The sequence below is a fragment of the Polyangium sorediatum genome (assembly GCF_029946465.1).
Taxonomy (GTDB): Bacteria; Myxococcota_A; Polyangia; order Polyangiales; family Polyangiaceae; genus Polyangium; species Polyangium fumosum.
This window is the reverse complement of sequence record NZ_JARZHI010000011.1, coordinates 163,647-179,173: the sequence shown is the minus strand read 5'-3', so window position 1 is coordinate 179,173 and position 15,527 is coordinate 163,647. Positions and strand designations below refer to the sequence as shown.

The 15,527-nt window shown below is 68.6% G+C and carries 13 protein-coding genes; 4 read left to right on the top strand and 9 right to left on the bottom strand.

The features are described from left to right. Positions 1-77: 77 nt before the first annotated feature. The 6 genes from rimI to QHF89_RS15865 all read right to left on the bottom strand — a co-directional run bounded on the left by rimI (position 78) and on the right by QHF89_RS15865 (position 5,316). Complete coding sequence (gene rimI / locus QHF89_RS15890; protein WP_284720542.1) at positions 78-548, bottom strand: ribosomal protein S18-alanine N-acetyltransferase; 471 nt, start codon at positions 546-548, stop codon at positions 78-80. Next, complete coding sequence (locus QHF89_RS15885) at positions 545-1,729, bottom strand: vWA domain-containing protein (protein WP_284720541.1); 1,185 nt, start codon at positions 1,727-1,729, stop codon at positions 545-547. Before QHF89_RS15885 ends, rimI begins: the two co-directional genes overlap by 4 nt. 42 nt (positions 1,730-1,771) lie before the next feature. Beyond that, positions 1,772-2,917, bottom strand: coding sequence for an alanine racemase (gene alr / locus QHF89_RS15880; RefSeq protein WP_136968722.1), 1,146 nt, complete (start codon positions 2,915-2,917; stop codon positions 1,772-1,774). A 172-nt stretch (positions 2,918-3,089) separates the two neighbouring features. Continuing rightward, entirely contained in the window at positions 3,090-3,629 is a 540-nt protein-coding gene (locus QHF89_RS15875) for a hypothetical protein (protein ID WP_136968835.1), read from the bottom strand. 602 nt (positions 3,630-4,231) lie between these two features. After that, entirely contained in the window at positions 4,232-4,822 is a 591-nt protein-coding gene (locus QHF89_RS15870; protein WP_136930305.1) for a GTP-binding protein, read from the bottom strand. A gap of 11 nt (positions 4,823-4,833) precedes the next feature. Further along, complete coding sequence (locus tag QHF89_RS15865) at positions 4,834-5,316, bottom strand: roadblock/LC7 domain-containing protein (protein WP_136930304.1); 483 nt, start codon at positions 5,314-5,316, stop codon at positions 4,834-4,836. Positions 5,317-5,806: 490 nt separating this feature from the next. Here QHF89_RS15865 and QHF89_RS15860 point away from each other — a divergent pair, with 490 nt between their 5' ends. Both QHF89_RS15860 and QHF89_RS15855 read left to right on the top strand, forming a co-directional pair. Beyond that, positions 5,807-9,547, top strand: coding sequence for a DUF3857 domain-containing protein (locus QHF89_RS15860; protein ID WP_284720540.1), 3,741 nt, complete (start codon positions 5,807-5,809; stop codon positions 9,545-9,547). Continuing rightward, a complete protein-coding gene (locus QHF89_RS15855; protein ID WP_136968724.1) occupies positions 9,544-9,807 on the top strand; it encodes a hypothetical protein in 264 nt (87 codons plus the stop codon). Before QHF89_RS15860 ends, QHF89_RS15855 begins: the two co-directional genes overlap by 4 nt. Before the next feature lie 39 nt (positions 9,808-9,846). Here the strand turns inward: QHF89_RS15855 and carB are convergent, their stop codons facing one another. Genes carB through QHF89_RS50190 form a run of 3 tightly spaced genes read right to left on the bottom strand, consistent with a single transcriptional unit; the run spans position 9,847 to position 14,681 of the window. Next, positions 9,847-13,218, bottom strand: coding sequence for a carbamoyl-phosphate synthase large subunit (gene carB, locus QHF89_RS15850; RefSeq protein WP_136968725.1), 3,372 nt, complete (start codon positions 13,216-13,218; stop codon positions 9,847-9,849). Positions 13,219-13,275: 57 nt separating this feature from the next. Further along, a complete protein-coding gene (locus QHF89_RS15845; RefSeq protein WP_284720553.1) occupies positions 13,276-14,202 on the bottom strand; it encodes an ASKHA domain-containing protein in 927 nt (308 codons plus the stop codon). Further along, complete coding sequence (locus QHF89_RS50190) at positions 14,166-14,681, bottom strand: 2Fe-2S iron-sulfur cluster-binding protein (protein ID WP_425440843.1); 516 nt, start codon at positions 14,679-14,681, stop codon at positions 14,166-14,168. Before QHF89_RS50190 ends, QHF89_RS15845 begins: the two co-directional genes overlap by 37 nt. A gap of 260 nt (positions 14,682-14,941) precedes the next feature. On the opposite strand from QHF89_RS50190, the gene rpmI reads away from it, so the two are divergent. Together rpmI and rplT are read left to right on the top strand one after the other, a co-directional pair. Then, complete coding sequence (gene rpmI / locus QHF89_RS15840) at positions 14,942-15,139, top strand: 50S ribosomal protein L35 (protein ID WP_136930299.1); 198 nt, start codon at positions 14,942-14,944, stop codon at positions 15,137-15,139. Between the two features lie 24 nt (positions 15,140-15,163). Continuing rightward, positions 15,164-15,517 (top strand): 50S ribosomal protein L20, encoded by a 354-nt coding sequence (gene rplT / locus QHF89_RS15835; RefSeq protein ID WP_136930298.1) that lies wholly within the window; start codon positions 15,164-15,166, stop codon positions 15,515-15,517. Positions 15,518-15,527: the final 10 nt, after the last annotated feature.

Here is a 15,527-nt window from a genome sequence, read left to right as displayed (position 1 = left end):
GAGGGGGACGCCTCGCGTCCCCCTCTCGGCCAGGTACAGCCCGGCCGATTCATCCCCCCCGAGGCGAGCTCGCTGCTCTACGCGAGGATGCGCTGCATCTCCAGCGCATCCTCGTCGTTGTCCGCGTAGTACTTCTCCCGCACCCCCGACACGACGAAGCCGAACTTCTCGTAGAGCCGAATCGCAGGCTCGTTCGAGCGCCGCACTTCGAGCAGCACGAGCCGCACGCCGCTCTCCACCGCGAACGCGAGCGCCGTCTCCACGAGCACCGCCCCGATCCCGCGCCGCCGGACCTCCGGCGCCGTCGCGACGTTGAGCACGTGAAGCTCGTCCACGACGTGCCACGCGACGAGGAACCCGAGCGCCCGCAGCGCTTCGCTCGGCGCACCGCCCCGCGCGACCCACACACGCGCCCAGGGACGTTCGAGCTCGTCCACCGGCGAAAACGACGGGCCCGCGAACGCCGCCCGCGCGATGGCCGCGAGCTCCTCCACGTCCTCGACCTCGCGCTCGATGCGCGTCACCGACACCTGCAGACGCTCGCTCACTTCGGCACTTCCGTCGGGCAACCACTCACGATCTGCACCTGCTTCACTTGCCCGCCCTGCAGCCGCTCGCAAGCCTTGCCGAGCAGCCGCACGCTCGACGGCGGCTTCCAGATCCAGCCATCGGGATCGTTGTACGGCAAGACCTCATCGTCCAGGTACACGTTCGTCATGCCCTCTTCGTCCGGCGGATCCACGATCTCGAACTCGCACGTCACGGCGACCGCCGCGATCTCCGCGAGCACGTCGCCGAGGGATCCGAGTTCGCTCACCGGGTAGTAAAACGGCGCCTTGTCCTTCGTCGATCCGCCCGCGATCGCCATCGCGTCGAGCACACCCGCATACGCCTCGCTGCCCGGGATCCCCACGACGAAGACCTCGATCCCACCCGCACGCAAAGCCTCGATCGCGGCCACGGTCGCGGGTTCGTCCACGCAGAACGTTGGACCCCAAAGCTGTCCGGGCGCGCAGCAGTTCGTCCCCATGGACAGGCATGCCTCGTCGCCCTCGAAGTTCGGCTGGCAGTCCTCGATCTCGCACGACGCCGATTCGTTGCAGTTCGGACCTCCGTCCGTCGCGAGGATCACGTACGTCTTTCCTTCGAGCGCGAGCAGCGTCGGCGTGAGCGCTTCGAGCGTCGGCGAGATCGGCGTCCCTCCGACCGGGTTCGTCGCGGTCGTCAGGCGGATCCCCGTGGTCGTGGGGCCGTCTTCGCCCGTGATCGGATCGCCCTGCGTCACCGGAAAGACCTGCTTCCCCGCCGCACATTGGTCCTGATTCGACCCCTGCGCGGGCAGGAGCGCCACGCCCACCTTCACGAGCGGCCCGAGCTTGCGCACGAGCCCCACGACCGCGGCCCGCACCGCGCCGTAGCGTGTTCCTCCAGGCACGGACGCGTTCATGCTCCCCGACGCGTCGAGCACGAAGTAGAGGTTCGGCGCGTCGACGATCGCCTGGTGCACATCGTTGCCGCAATAGCCGCCCGCGTCTGGCGCCGGCGGCCCGCCTCCACCGCCGTCGAGGCCGTCTTCGCCGCCCGCGTCGGCCACGGGACGCGGCGGGCGCGGCGGCAAGGCGTCGTCCTTCGTCGAACACCCTCCGATCGCCGACGCTGCCCCCCACGCGCCGAGCAACACCAACGAGGCCACGATCCCCCGAGCCGAACGAAGCGCGCGCGTGTCCATCACACCCGATCGTAGCAGGACCGGGCCAGGCGCTCTCGATCGTCAGGGCTCGCGATAGAACCGCGGGACGCGCCGCGAGATGCTCGTCAGCACCTCCCACGGGATCGTGCCCGTCGTCTCGGCGATCTCCTCCGCCGTGATGACGTCGCGCCCCAGCGCGCCCTCCTGCTGCCCGAGGAACACGACCTCGTCGCCGATGCGCGCGCCCGGGATCTCCGTCATGTCGAGCATCGTCAGGTCCATCGACATCGTACCCACCATCGGCACGCGCCGCCCGCGCACGAGCGCGTGTCCTCGGTTCGAAAGCTTCCGATCGAGGCCATCCGCGTAGCCCATCGGCACGGTCGCGATCATGCTCCGCCGCGGCGCCCGCCACGTGTACCCGTAGCCGATCGGCTCACCTGCCTCGACCGTACGCAGCGCGACGACCTCCGTCCGCACCCGGATCACCGGCTTGAGCTCCGGCGCGAGCCCGGGCACCGGCGACACGCCGAAGAGCGCGACGCCCGGCCGCACTGCATCGAAGCGCGCCTCCGAGAGCCGCATCGCGCCCGCGCTGTTCGCTGCGTGCACGAACCGCGGCGAAAACCCGCGCGCCCGCACGCGACCTCGCGCCTCCGCGAACCGCGCGAGTTGCTCCATCGTCGGCCCGAGATCGTCGCCGTCCGCGCACGCGAGGTGCGTCATCAGCCCGTCGAGCTGCACCTCCGGCCGACCGTCGAACGCGTCGAGCACGTCGTCGAGCTCCGACATCGTCACGCCGAGCCGCCCCATGCCCGTGTCCACCTTCAGGTGCACGCGCACGGGCCGACCTTCGCTCTCGTACCGCGCGAGCGTCGCGATGCGCTCGATCTGCCCGGCGTCGTAGACGACCGGCACGAGATCGCGCGCGAGGATCTCCTCCAGCCCCTCACGCCGCGGCCCGTAGTAGCCGCCCATCACCAGGATCGGCACGCGGATCCCCGCGTCCCGGAGCTCGATCGCCTCTTCGAGCAGCGCCACGCACAGGCCTGGCATCCCGGCGCGTTCGAGCGTACGCGCGACGGCCGCCGAGCCGTGCCCGTACGCGTCGGCCTTGAGTACGCCCCAGATCGCCGGCTTCGTCTTGCCGTCGCCGAACATCTTCTCGAGGACGCGGTAGTTGTGCCGCAAGTGCGCGAGGTTCACCTCGGCGCGCGTCGGCCTCACGGCGTCCGCGGGTGCGGCCCTGCGCGGCTTCAACACCCGAATTGCACCCCGCCCCCCCTCATGGGGAGCCACCCCGTCCTCGTATGCGGGCAGCGACGTCATCTCGTTTGCCGATACCCATACGCCTAGCAAAACGTCAACATTCCGGGTCTTTTTGCCGCTGCGTCCGTGCTCAGAAGCACTTGCGCATGCAGCGCTTGTACTGCCCCGTGCATCCGCGCTCGCACGTCGCCGTCGTGCAGCCCGCCTTGCACTCGTTCCACGTCGCTTCGCAGGCCGCCGCGCAGGTGGATCCGGGCGGCGCCGACGACGCGTCCGTCGCAGCATCCGCGGACGCGTCGGCCGCTGGCCCCGATGTCCCTGCGTCCACCGCGAGCATCATCGGCGGCGGCGCGAGCGCGGTCGTCGGCTCGGGCACGGCGGACGCCACGCGCGGCTCCTCCGTGCCGAGGTCCGACTCTTCGAAGTCGCTCGCGCCGCTGAGCTGCTTCATGCGCAGCTTCGCGTACTCCACGCGATCACGCGTCTGTCCGAACGTGTAGAACTTCGTCCACTCTTCCCAGCACGCCTTCCGGATCGTGGGCTTGACGTGCTTCTCCATGTCGAGCGCCATGCAGTGCTCGAAGCGCACGTCGCCCTCGTACACGGCGTTGATGCTCGCGCCGCACGAGGCCGTCACGAGCGCCAGGACCCCGGCTGCACCGAGACGCACCCGCGTGATCGCCCTGGGCAAAGCCCTGCGGGGACGTGACGGCGTGGGCGATCTCGGCATCGACGGCGAGTCTACCGCGAAGGCCGTCTTTCGCAGACGACCTCGACCTTGCGTGAAAACTTCGCGATCTCGTTTGAACTTCGACCGAACATGGCCTACCTTCCCGCCCTCCCTACAGGAGCGGCCGTCCATCGCGCCGCGCAAGACGAGGAAGTCGGCTCATGTTCCTGATGCTCTCGAAGGGTCCTCGGAAGACCAACCGCAGCAAGTCGAAGCGCTACCGCGCAAAGTTGAAGGCGAAGAACAAGGGTCGCCGCAACCGGATCTACCAGCGCGGGTAAGCCCCCCGGGCTCTGCCCAACGCCAACGGCCGAAGACGTCTCCACGAGAGACCTTCGGCCGTTCGGCATTTTGTCGTCATGGAACGCAAACGCCTCGACTCCCTCACGCATGCAGCGTCGAAGGAGATCGAGGCGTATCAGCAGGCTGTCGAGAAACGCTGCGAGCGCCCTGGAGCTAGGGAGGAGGACGCAGGAATACTTCCGTACTCCGAAGACGACGACCCACGATCCAGGGCGCGTAGCTAGTTTGTCGGCAGCCTGCTAGGGGCCACCCTTGCGCAGCTCGGTGAGGACGAGCTTGGCGACGGCCTTCAGTGTGTCGAACACGCCAACGCCGGTACGCGCGACGCCCTCGTAGTCAGGGACGTTCATCGGGTTGAGCTTCTGGCGAAGCTCCTCGACGGTGGCGACCTCGGGCAGGTCCCGCTTGTTGTACTGGATGACGTACGGGATCTTCTCGAGCTTGTAGCCCTGCTCCTCGAGGTTCGTCTTGAGGTTCTCGACGGACTCCTCGTTCGCTTCCATGCGCTCGACCTGCGAGTCGGCCACGAACACGACGCCGTCGACGCCCTTCAAGATGAGCTTGCGGCTCGCGTCGTAGAAGACCTGACCGGGCACCGTGTAGAGGTGGAACCGCGTCTTGAAGCCGCGAATCTCGCCGAGCGCGAGCGGCAGGAAGTCGAAGAAGAGCGTGCGATCCGTCTCGGTCGCAAGCGAGATCATCTTCCCCTTCGCGTCGGGGTTCGTGCGCTCGTAGATGTACTGCAAGTTCGTCGTCTTCCCGCACAAACCCGGGCCGTAATAGACGATCTTGCAGTTGATCTCGCGCGCCATGTAGTTGATGAAGCTCATCGCGCGCGCTCCTAGTCGTTGAAGAGGTTGTCGATGTCTTCGTCGGTGATCTCGGCGAACGGAGAATCGGCGCCGGGATCCGCGACCTTCTTCAAGAGCGCCTCGAAGATGTTGTTCAGCTCCTCGCTCGCCCGGCGAACGCGCAACCGCACGAGGCCCAGGCTGGACTTGGAGTCGAAGATCACCACGAGGATGACGCGGTTGCCGACGAGCTGGATGTGGATGTTCGCCTTCTCGCCCTCGTGGAACTGAGTCGCGAACTCGTTCTCCTTGAGGAGCTTCGCCATCCCGCCGGTGGCCGCGATGTTGCCGGCCGTCAGCGACGCGAGCGACGTGGTGTCGAGGTTGTCCACGTCGCCGCTCGCAGCGATCAGCTGCCCGTTCTTGTCAACGATGAAAACGACCTTCGCATTGGCGTCCTTGACGAGGCGATCCACGACATTCTGGATCTGATTGAACTCCTCCTCGTACATCACCATCTGAGGATTGACCATCGTTCCTCCGCCAGCGCTTCCGCGATGGGGTCTTCGTCTCGTTGCCTAGAGTGCTTTCGTTCCGCCGGATCCGCCGGAGGGCCCCGTCCCCAAATGACGGCGCGGGAGAGCCACCCTCGCGCACCCGCTCGAGCTCTTCGCACGGGCGCACATTCGACGCGTGCAGCGATGGTTCTATCCGAAGCAGGCGTCGCGGAGCAAGGTGGCCTTTCGGAACGAACGCGCAGATTCCTGCCCGACCCCTCCACGAGCGCCAAACCCGGAGCGCCTCCGCACCATGGCCCCCCGTGAGGATCGCGAAGGCTGGTAATGTGGATGACCACCCCATCCCACGCACATCAAGCGTTTCCCGCGACAACTCACAAAAAAGCCTCGAAAAAGCCGCCTTCCACACAGCGCGACGCACCCGCGTCCGCACGGTCGTGAAGCTCGCTGGAGCGGGCCGCGTCCTCCCCTTGACCAGCCGGTCATGGCACGGGATAGCCCGACGATGGCTCGGAAACGTGGTGCTCTCCTGGATCGCGCGACACGCGCGAAGGCACGGTTCGCCCTCGCGTTGACTTTCGCCTGCTGCGCGATCGCCCCCACGCACCCGGCGAGCGCAGAGAGCGGGACGATCCACCCCGACGTGCTCGAAGCGAGCGCCGCGATCGCCTCCGCGAAGGGCCCCGCCGCCTACACGGCGCTGCGTGACCTCTGGCGAACGTGGGATCGCGCGGACCCGACGCACGTCGAGGAGGCGATCGTCGCGGCGACGGAGAACAAGGCGCTCCCCGCGCCCGTGCGTGTCTACGCGGAGCTGCTCGGCGCGTACGCGAGGCGGCGCCGCGGTGACCTCGAAGGCGCGCTCGCGCGCATCGAAAAGCTCGGGTTCGTCGGCCGATACATGACCGTCGGCCCCTTCGACAACGACAACAAGACGGGCTTCGCGCTCGACTACCAGCCCGAAGCGGAGCTCAGCGAGGCGATCCCCGCGGGCCGCGCGTACGAAGGAAAGGAGCGCGCCGTGCGCTGGCGCGTGCCGCCGACGATGTCGTCGTACGGGTGGTTCGACTTCGGCGACATCCTGCGCCCACGCGAGTCGGTCTGCGGCTACGCGACGACGTTCGTCCGCACGCGGCCCGGCACGAAGGCACGCAAGGCAACGCTGTGGATGGGCTCCGCGGGCGCGTTCAAGCTCTCCTACGACGGCGAGAAGATCCTCGAAGACGGGGCGTACCGCGAGCTCGACATCGACAGGCTCGCGACGACCGTGACGCTGCGCCCGACGTTCAGCCGCATCACGGTGAAAGTTTGTGGCGACGAGGAAGCGCCGAAGTTCGCGCTGCGTATCGGCGACGAGGCCGGCAAGCCCGACCTCGATGTCGAGGTGCGCGCGGACCTCGAAGCGAGCACCGAAGCCGCCGCCGCGATGAAGGAGCGCGCGAAGACGAAGGAGCCGAAGGAGCAAGGCCGCGGCGTCGTCGGGCCCGTGCAGGCGTTCGAAGCGCTCACGTCCGGCAAGAGCCCCGCGCCCTCCGCGCTGGAGCAGTACGCGCGGTACCTCGCGATCACCGGCGGCGATCCGAAGGCCGAGCACAAGGCACGCGACCTCGCGCGCCGCGCCGCCGAGGCCGAGCCGACGGTGCCGAGGCTCTTGCTCGCCGGCGAGCTCGCCGAAGATCGAAACCAGCGACGCTCGTGGGTCGAACGCGCGAGCACGCTCGCGAAGACGAACGAGGAGAAGCTCGACGTCCTGCTCTCCGAGGCGCACCTCGCGCGCACGGGAGCGAACTGGCGCGACGCGGTGCCGATCTACGAGCGCATCCTCGCGCTCGACCCGGACAACCTCGGCGGCACGCTCGGCCTGGTGGAGCTCTCCATCGAGGCGGGCCTCAAGCGCACCGCGCTCGGCATGCTCGAGAAGGCGGTGCAGAAGAACCCGCGCTGCGTCTCGCTCCTCTCCGCGCTCGCCGCGCAACTTCGTTCGCTCGGTCGTGACACCGAGGCCGAGGAGGTCGAGGCGCGATATGCCGCGCTGCGCTTCGACGACGCCGAATTCCTGAGCCAGAAGGTGGAGCTCGCGGTGGCGCGCCGTGATGCCGCAGGCGCGGAGCGATGGCTGAACCGCTTCCTCGGCGTCGACGCAGGGTCGGCGTGGGCGCGTGGCCTCGCGGCGCGCACGTACCGCGCGCTCGGCCAGAAGGACCGCGCGCTCGCGACGTATCAGCAGGCGCTCGCGATGGCGCCCGAGGACGTCCAGACGCTGCGCGCGCTCTCCGATCTCTACGGAGAGGAAGGCGATCGCGACAAGCAGCTCGACCTCTTGCGGCAGATCCTCACGATCGTCCCGCAGGCGAAGGAGGTGCGCGAGTACGTCGAGCACATCGAGCCGAAGGCGCCACGCGCCGACGAGGCGTACGCGTGGGCGCCCGAGAAGTTCCTGCCGATGCGCAAGGAGCCCGCGCAGGGCTACCCGATGCGCTTCATGCGCAACCTCACGGTGACGACGGTCTACCCGAACGGCCTCGCGAGCCGTTTCCACCAGGTCGTCTTCCAGCCGCTCACCGACGAGAGCGCCGCATCCGCGCGCCAGTACGACTTCGCCTACGAGGCCGACCGCCAGACCGTCGATCTGCGCGCCGCGCGCGTCTACCGTGCGAACGGCAAGATCGACGAGGCGATCGAGAGCGGTGAGGGCGCCGCCGACAACCCCGCGATCTCGATGTATACGTCGCAGCGCGCGTTCGTCGTCCTCTTCCCGCGCCTCAACGCGGGCGACGTCGTCGAGCTGCGCTACCGCGTGGAGGACGTCGCGCCGCGCAACGAGAAGTCCGACTATTTCGGCGAGGTCCAGTACCTCCAGAACGATCACCCCATCGCGAGCAGCGAGTACGTCCTCATCACGCCGAAGGCGCGCCGCTTTTTCATCCGCACCGACCGGCTCCCCGGGCTCGTCGAGGACGTGAAGGAGGACGGCGACAAACGCATCTACCGCTTCACGGGGACGAACGTCCCGGCGCTCGCGCCCGAGCCCAACATGCCGCCGTGGTCCGAGGTGCTCGGCACGGTGCACGTCTCCACGTTCGACACGTGGGACGCGGTGGGCGCGTGGTACTGGGGCCTCGCGCGCGAGCAGTTCGACGTCGACGACGAGGTGCGCAAGCGCGCCCGCGAGCTCACGAAGGGCCTGACCGACGACGCCGCGAAGGTGAAGGCGATCTACAAGTTCGCCACGCAGACGCGCTACGTCGCGCTCGAGTTCGGCATCGAGGGCATCCGGCCGCGCCGCGCCGCGCAGACGCTCGCGCGTGGCTGGGGCGACTGCAAGGACAAGGCGACCTTGATCGTCACGATGCTGCGCGAGCTCGGCATCAACTCGACGATCGTCCTGCTCCGCACGCGCATGCGTGGCGACATCGCCCCCGAGCCCGCGAGCCTCGCACCCTTCGATCACGCGATCGTCTACGTGCCGTCGATGGACCTCTACCTCGACGGCACGGCCGAGCACACGGGCTCGATGGAGCTGCCCGTGATGGATCGCGCGGCGATCGGCCTGCTCGTCAACGAGGGCAAACCCAAGCTCGTGCGGCTGCCGCAGCCGCCGCCGGAGCAGTCGCTCACGCGCCGCCACGTCGAGGTGACGCTCGCGGACGGCGGCGCGGCGCAGCTCGTATCGGACGTGCAGGTGACCGGCGCGTACGCGCCCGACTGGCGCAGGCGGTACCTCGCCGAAGGCACGCGCAACGAACGCGCGTCGCAGGACCTCGCCTCGGACTTCGGCCCGATCGAGCTCGAAAAGGGCCGCGCGGGCGTGGAGACGAGCGACCTCGACGACGTGGAGCAGGCTGTGAAGATCCGCGCCCGCGGCAAGGCCACGAGCTTCGCGCGGCGCGAGGGCGACGCGCTCAGCGTACCCGCCAGCATCACGCCGCGCCTCGTCGCCGAGCTTGCGCCTTCGTCGAAGCGCACGCTCGATGTCACGCTCACGGCGCTCACGAGCCGTGAAGAAGAGTGGGTCATCAAGGTGCCCGCGGGCATGAAGGTCCGCGCGGCGCCCACGGCGCAGAAGCTCGACACGCCGTTCGGCGCGTTCCACGTCACGGTCGAGCAAGCGCCGGGCAAGGTCACCGTGCGGACGGGCTTGTCCTTCAAGAAGGCGCGCGTCACGCCGGCCGAGTACGAGGCGTTCCGCTCCTTCTGCGAGGCCGTCGATCGCGCCTTCGGCCAGCGCATCGTGGTGGGCAAGTGACCGAACGCGCGAGCACGCCGGAGGGGCCGCCGAAGCTGCCCGAAGGCGTGCTCGCGGTGCGCCTCGGCCCGGGCGCGAACTGCTCGTCCGCGGGCAGCGCCATCGACATCCTCTTCTACGGGAGCGTCGTCGTCGGCGCGCTCGCCGTGGCCCTCACGGCCGCGCTGACGCCGCGCGAGCGCCGCGAACCGTCGGATGAGACCCACGACGGCGAGAACGACACGAACGAGAACGACACGAACGATCCGAACGGCACGTAGGCCGCCGGCGCATCGAACACCGGCGGCCCTCGTGGCCTCTCAGGACGACGGGTTCCACTCCTGGAGCGAGCGGACTCGGTACAAAGCACGCGCGTCGTGCGCGCTCGCCTCCATGACATCGACCACAGCCATCGCGGCCGCCATCGTCGTGAAGTACGGAACGTTGGCGAGCAAAGCATTCCGCCGGATCGGGTAGCTGTCGCGGATCGACCGCGCGCCGACCGTGGTGTTCACGACGAGCGAGACCTCGCCTGCCTTCATCGCGTCGACGACGTGCGGCGAACCCTCGTTCACTTTGTTGATGAGCGTCGCGGGGATCCGCGCGCGGGCGAGCGCCTGCGCCGTCCCGCTCGTCGCGAGGATCGTGAAGCCGAGCGCGCGCAGCCGCCGCGCGATGACACACGCCGCGGGTTTGTCGTCGTTCTTCACCGAGATGAACGCGCATCCCTTGTTCGGGAGCTGCATGCCCGAGGCCCGCAGCGCCTTGCCGAACGCGTGCGCGAACGTCGGCGCGATGCCCATCACCTCGCCCGTCGATCGCATCTCCGGACCGAGCTGCGTATCGACGCCTGGGAACTTCGCGAACGGGAAGACGGACTCCTTCACGGCCACGTGTTGCGGCATCACGCCGTCCGTGATGCCGAGCTCCGCGAGCGACTTGCCCGCCATCACTTGCGCCGCGATCTTCGCGAGCGGCCGGCCCGTCGCCTTCGACACGAAGGGCACCGTGCGCGACGCGCGCGGGTTCACCTCGAGGACGTAGATCGCCCCGCCCTTCACCGCGAACTGCACGTTCATCAGACCGATGACGCCGAGCTCCAGCGCGAGCTGCCGCGACTGCTCCTCGATCGACGCCACCACCTCGAGCGGCAGCGAATGCGGCGGCAACACACACGACGAGTCGCCCGAGTGGATCCCGGCCTCCTCGATGTGCTGCATCACGCCGCCGATCACGACCTCACGGCCGTCGCCGAGCGCGTCGACATCCACCTCGATCGCGTCCTTCAAGAACTCGTCCACGAGGATCGTGTGCGTGCCGGCCTCACGCGCGGCCTCGACCGCCGCGTGGATGTACGCCTCGAGCTCCTTCTCCTCGTGGCAGATCATCATCGCGCGCCCGCCGAGCACGTACGAAGGCCGGACGAGCACGGGGTAGCCGATCGATCGCGCCGCCCCGATCGCCTCCTCGACGCTCGACGCCACCGCCGCGCGCGGACGCTTCAGGCCAAGCTTCGTGAGCAGCGCGTCGAAGCGACCTCGATCCTCTGCGCGATCGATCGCATCTGCGGGCGTGCCGAGGATCGGGATACCGGCGCGTGCGAGCGGCACCGAGAGCTTCAGCGGCGTCTGCCCGCCGTACTGCACCACGACGCCGACGAGCTCGCCGTCCTTGCGCTCCTCGTCGCAGATCGAGAGCACGTCCTCAAACGTGAGCGGCTCGAAGTAGAGCCGGTCGGACGTGTCGTAGTCGGTCGAAACCGTCTCCGGGTTGCAGTTGACCATGATGGTCTCGAACCCGAGGTCCCGCAGCGCGAAGGCCGCGTGCACGCAGCAGTAGTCGAACTCGATCCCCTGCCCGATCCGGTTCGGACCGCCGCCCAGGATGATCACCTTGCGCCGTCCGCTCGGCGCGGCTTCGCTCTCGTGCTCGTACGTCGAGTAGAGGTACGGCGTCTTCGCCACAAACTCCGCCGCGCACGTGTCGACACGGCCGAACACCGCGCGCACGCCGAGCGTCATCCGAAGCGCGCGCACCTCGTCCTCCGTCCGCCCGACGTGCCGCGCGATCGCCCGATCCGAGAACCCGAGCCGCTTCGCATCACGCAGCGTGCCCTCGTCGAGGGTGCCCTTCTCCTTCGCGACCTCCGCGAGCGTCCGCTCGAACCGCACGAGCCGATCGATCTGCGACAGGAACCAGCGATCGATGCGCGTCGCCTCGTACAGCGACTCCAGCGGGATCCCGAGCCGCACCGCGTCCGCCACGTAGAAGAGGCGATCGGCGACGGGCACGCCGACGATCTTCTCCAGCGCCGCGACCAGATCCTCGTGGCTCGCCGGCGGCATCTCCACGGGCACCGAGGGCTCGCGCGGCGCGTCCATCAACATGTCGCGCGCTTGGTTCGGATCGCTGCCGAGCTGCCGGTAGTCGACTTTGCCGAGCAGCGACTCCAGGCCATCACGCCCGATCTCCAGCGAGCGCGCCGCCTTCTGCAGCGCCTCGGCGAACGTGCGCCCGATCGACATCACCTCGCCGACGCTCTTCATCTGCGGCCCGAGCCGCCGATCCGCGCCGGGGAATTTTTCGAAGGCGAAGCGCGGCCACTTCACGACCACGTAGTCGATCGTCGGCTCGAACGCCGCGCTCGTGCCCGTGATGTCGTTCGTCAGCTCGTCGAGCCGGTAGCCCACGGCGAGCTTCGCCGCGATCTTCGCGATCGGATACCCCGTCGCCTTCGACGCGAGCGCGCTCGACCGCGACACGCGCGGGTTCATCTCGATCACCACGAACCGACCGTCCTCGGGGTTCACCGCGAACTGGACGTTCGATCCGCCCGTCTCCACCCCGATCTCCGTCATCACCGCGCGCGCCGCGTTCCGGAGCCGCTGGTACTCGCGATCGGTCAGCGTCATCGAGGGCGCGCACGTGATCGAGTCGCCCGTGTGCACGCCCATCGGATCGATGTTCTCGATCGAGCAGATCACGATGAAGTTGTCCGCCTTGTCGCGGATCACTTCGAGCTCGAACTCTTTCCAGCCGAGCACGCTCTCCTCGATCAGCGTCTCGTGCGTCGGCGACTGCTCGATCGCCCAGCGCACCTTCGCATCGAGCTCCTCCGGCCGGAACGCGATCCCGCCGCCCGAACCCCCGAGCGTGAAGCTCGGCCGCACGATCACCGGATACCCGAGCGGCGCGCCCCAGGGCCCCGACGTCTCGGCCAGCGCGCGCGCCTCCTCCACGCTCTTCACGTGTCCCGACCTCGGGCACGTGAGCCCGATGCGCTCCATCGCCGCCTTGAACAGCGCGCGATCCTCGGCCTTGCGGATCGCCGCGGGGCTCGCGCCGATGAGCTCGATCCCGAGCCGCGCGAGCACGCCTTCCGCGTCGAGCGCGAGCGCCAGGTTCAAGGCCGTTTGACCCCCAAGCGTCGGCAGAATCGCGTCGGGCCGCTCGTGTTCGAGGATCGCCGTCAACGTCGGTACGTCGAGCGGCTCCACGTACGTGCGGTACGCGAGCTCCGGGTCCGTCATGATCGTCGCCGGGTTCGAATTGACGAGGATGACCTCGTACCCCTCGGCCGCGAGCGCCTTCGCGCCCTGCGTTCCCGAGTAGTCGAACTCGCACGCTTGTCCGATGATGATGGGACCAGAGCCGATCAGCAGGATCTTTCTCAGATCGTCACGGCGCGGCATCGGGCGGGCGAGTTAGCACCGGAACGCGGCACCGTCGATGTGTGCGCGAGCGGTCGCTCAGAAATCGAGGCTCGCTACGAAGACATCCTGGAAATCATCACGGGTGGCGAGCTCCACGTGCCGGACCCGCGACCGGACATCCGCGAGCCTCGCCCGCGCCGCCTCCGGATCCCGCGCGAACACCGTCGCCCCTTCGAGCGAAGCGTTGCCCGCCGCGACGACCGCCGACGGATCCACCTCCGGCAGCATCCCGAGCCGGATCGCCACATCGTGCCGGAGGTGCGTCCCGAACACGCCCGCCACCGCCACCCGCGCGAGATCCTTGTCCCGGATTCCCGCCGTCATGCAGAGCAGCTTCGTCGCGGCCCGCAGCGCGCCCTTCGCGAGTTGCAACTCGCGAATGTCCATCTGCAGGAGATCCACGCCCCGCGCGAGCGTGATCCGATCCGCGCCCGACGCGATCGCACCGTCCTTCGCCACGATCCCTGCACGCACGAGCTCGCCCAGCACCTCGAGCAGCCCTGTCCCGCAGATCCCTTTTGCCTTCACCGTCCCGATCGTCGTCGGACGGACGGCCCCGTCGTCTCGCACCTCGATCCGCACGATCGCGCCTGGCTCCGCGCGCATCCCGACGGAGATGTTTCCACCCTCGAACGCTGGCCCCGCGGGCGTCGACGATGCGTAGAGCGAGCCCTCGTGCGCGAGCACGATCTCGGTGTTCGTCCCGATGTCGATGAGCATGCGCGGAGGCCCCGAACGATCGAGATCGGTCGCGAGCACCGCCGCGGCCGTATCACCGCCGACGAACGATCCGAGCAGCGGAAACGTCGTGAGCATCTCCCCGGACAAACCAAGCTCTGCAGCCGGCCCGGTCCGCTCGTCGAAGAACGGCGGCGTGTACGGTGCTTCGGCCAGGCTCGTCACGTCCGCGCCCCAAAGCAGCGTCGTCATCGCGCTGTTCGCGGCCACGACCCACCGCCGGATCGTGCCGTCCTCCGGGAAGATCCGCCCTCGCGCCGCGCCTTCGAGGAGCCGCAGCGTCTCGCGCGTCCTCCGTCAGCTCCTCGCGCGCCTGCTTTCCTTGCAGCGCGTGCGTCAGCCGCGTCATCACGTCGTGGCCACGACGCACCTGCCGGTTCAGCACGCTCGCCTCGCCGAGCACCTCGCACGCTCGTCGACCCGAGATCCACCGCGGCATCCACGATCTTCGGCAGCTCCCCGGCCGCGAGCCGCGTCACGGCAGGCGCCGCGCGCAGATCGAACCGGCTCTGCACCTCCACGGTGACGGGCGTGCGTGGCCGGATCCGGCACGAGAGCCGGAGGCCCTCGCGGAGCATCCCCTCGCTCAGCACCGCGCGGTCTTCCTCGGTCGGCGGCGCGTTCCCGGCGAGCACACGGACGATGCATTTTCCGCACGACCCCCGACCGCCGCAGGGCGCGTTAGATCGCGATTCCGCGCGAATGCGCGACTTCCAGGATCGAATGTCCAGCGTGGAAGCTCACGATGGTACGGACGGGGGATCCGTCGCTGGACGGCTCTTCGAAGGTGGCGCGGACGAGCATGGATGCGGAGGCTAGCTCTTGGGGCCTTCGCGGCCTTGACAACCCCCGCACCCGTCCGCCATAAAGCTCGCCCCGCCGCATCTACCTTGGTTTCGAACGGCGCTCCGACGGTCGGAGCGAGGCCAGGCAGAGCGCACCCTCACGGGAGCGAGAAGGCATCATGCCGAAGATGAAGACGAACCGGGCCGCCGCGAAGCGCTTTCGCGTCACTGGCACGGGCAAGATCCGCCGGAGCAAGGGCGGCTTGAATCACTGCATGCAGGAGAAGAGCAAGAAGCGCCTTCGCCGTCTCCGCAAGAACGACACCGTCGACACTGCGATGGAGGGGCGTGTGAAGCTCCTCCTCCCCTACCGCTGATCCCGAGCAAGAGAGGAGCGCCCAATGCCGAGAGTCAAGCGTGGGTTCAAAGCCCGTCGTCGTCGTAACCGCGTCCTGAACCTGACCGAGGGGTATTTCCTTGGCAGGAAGAACCGCTACCGCCAAGCCGTCGAGGTCCTGCGCCACGCGTGGGAGTACGGCTACGTCAGCCGCAAGCTGAAGAAGCGGGATTTCCGGCGCCTTTGGATCGTCCGCATCAACGCCGGTGCCCGCACGAACGGCACGACGTACTCCCGCCTCATGAGCTCGCTCAAGAAGGCGAACGTCACGCTCGATCGGAAGATCCTGTCCGAGCTCGCCATCCACGATCCGGCGTCGTTCGGCGCGGTCGTGAAGCTCGCGGGCGGAAGCCGCTAGGCAAGGAGGA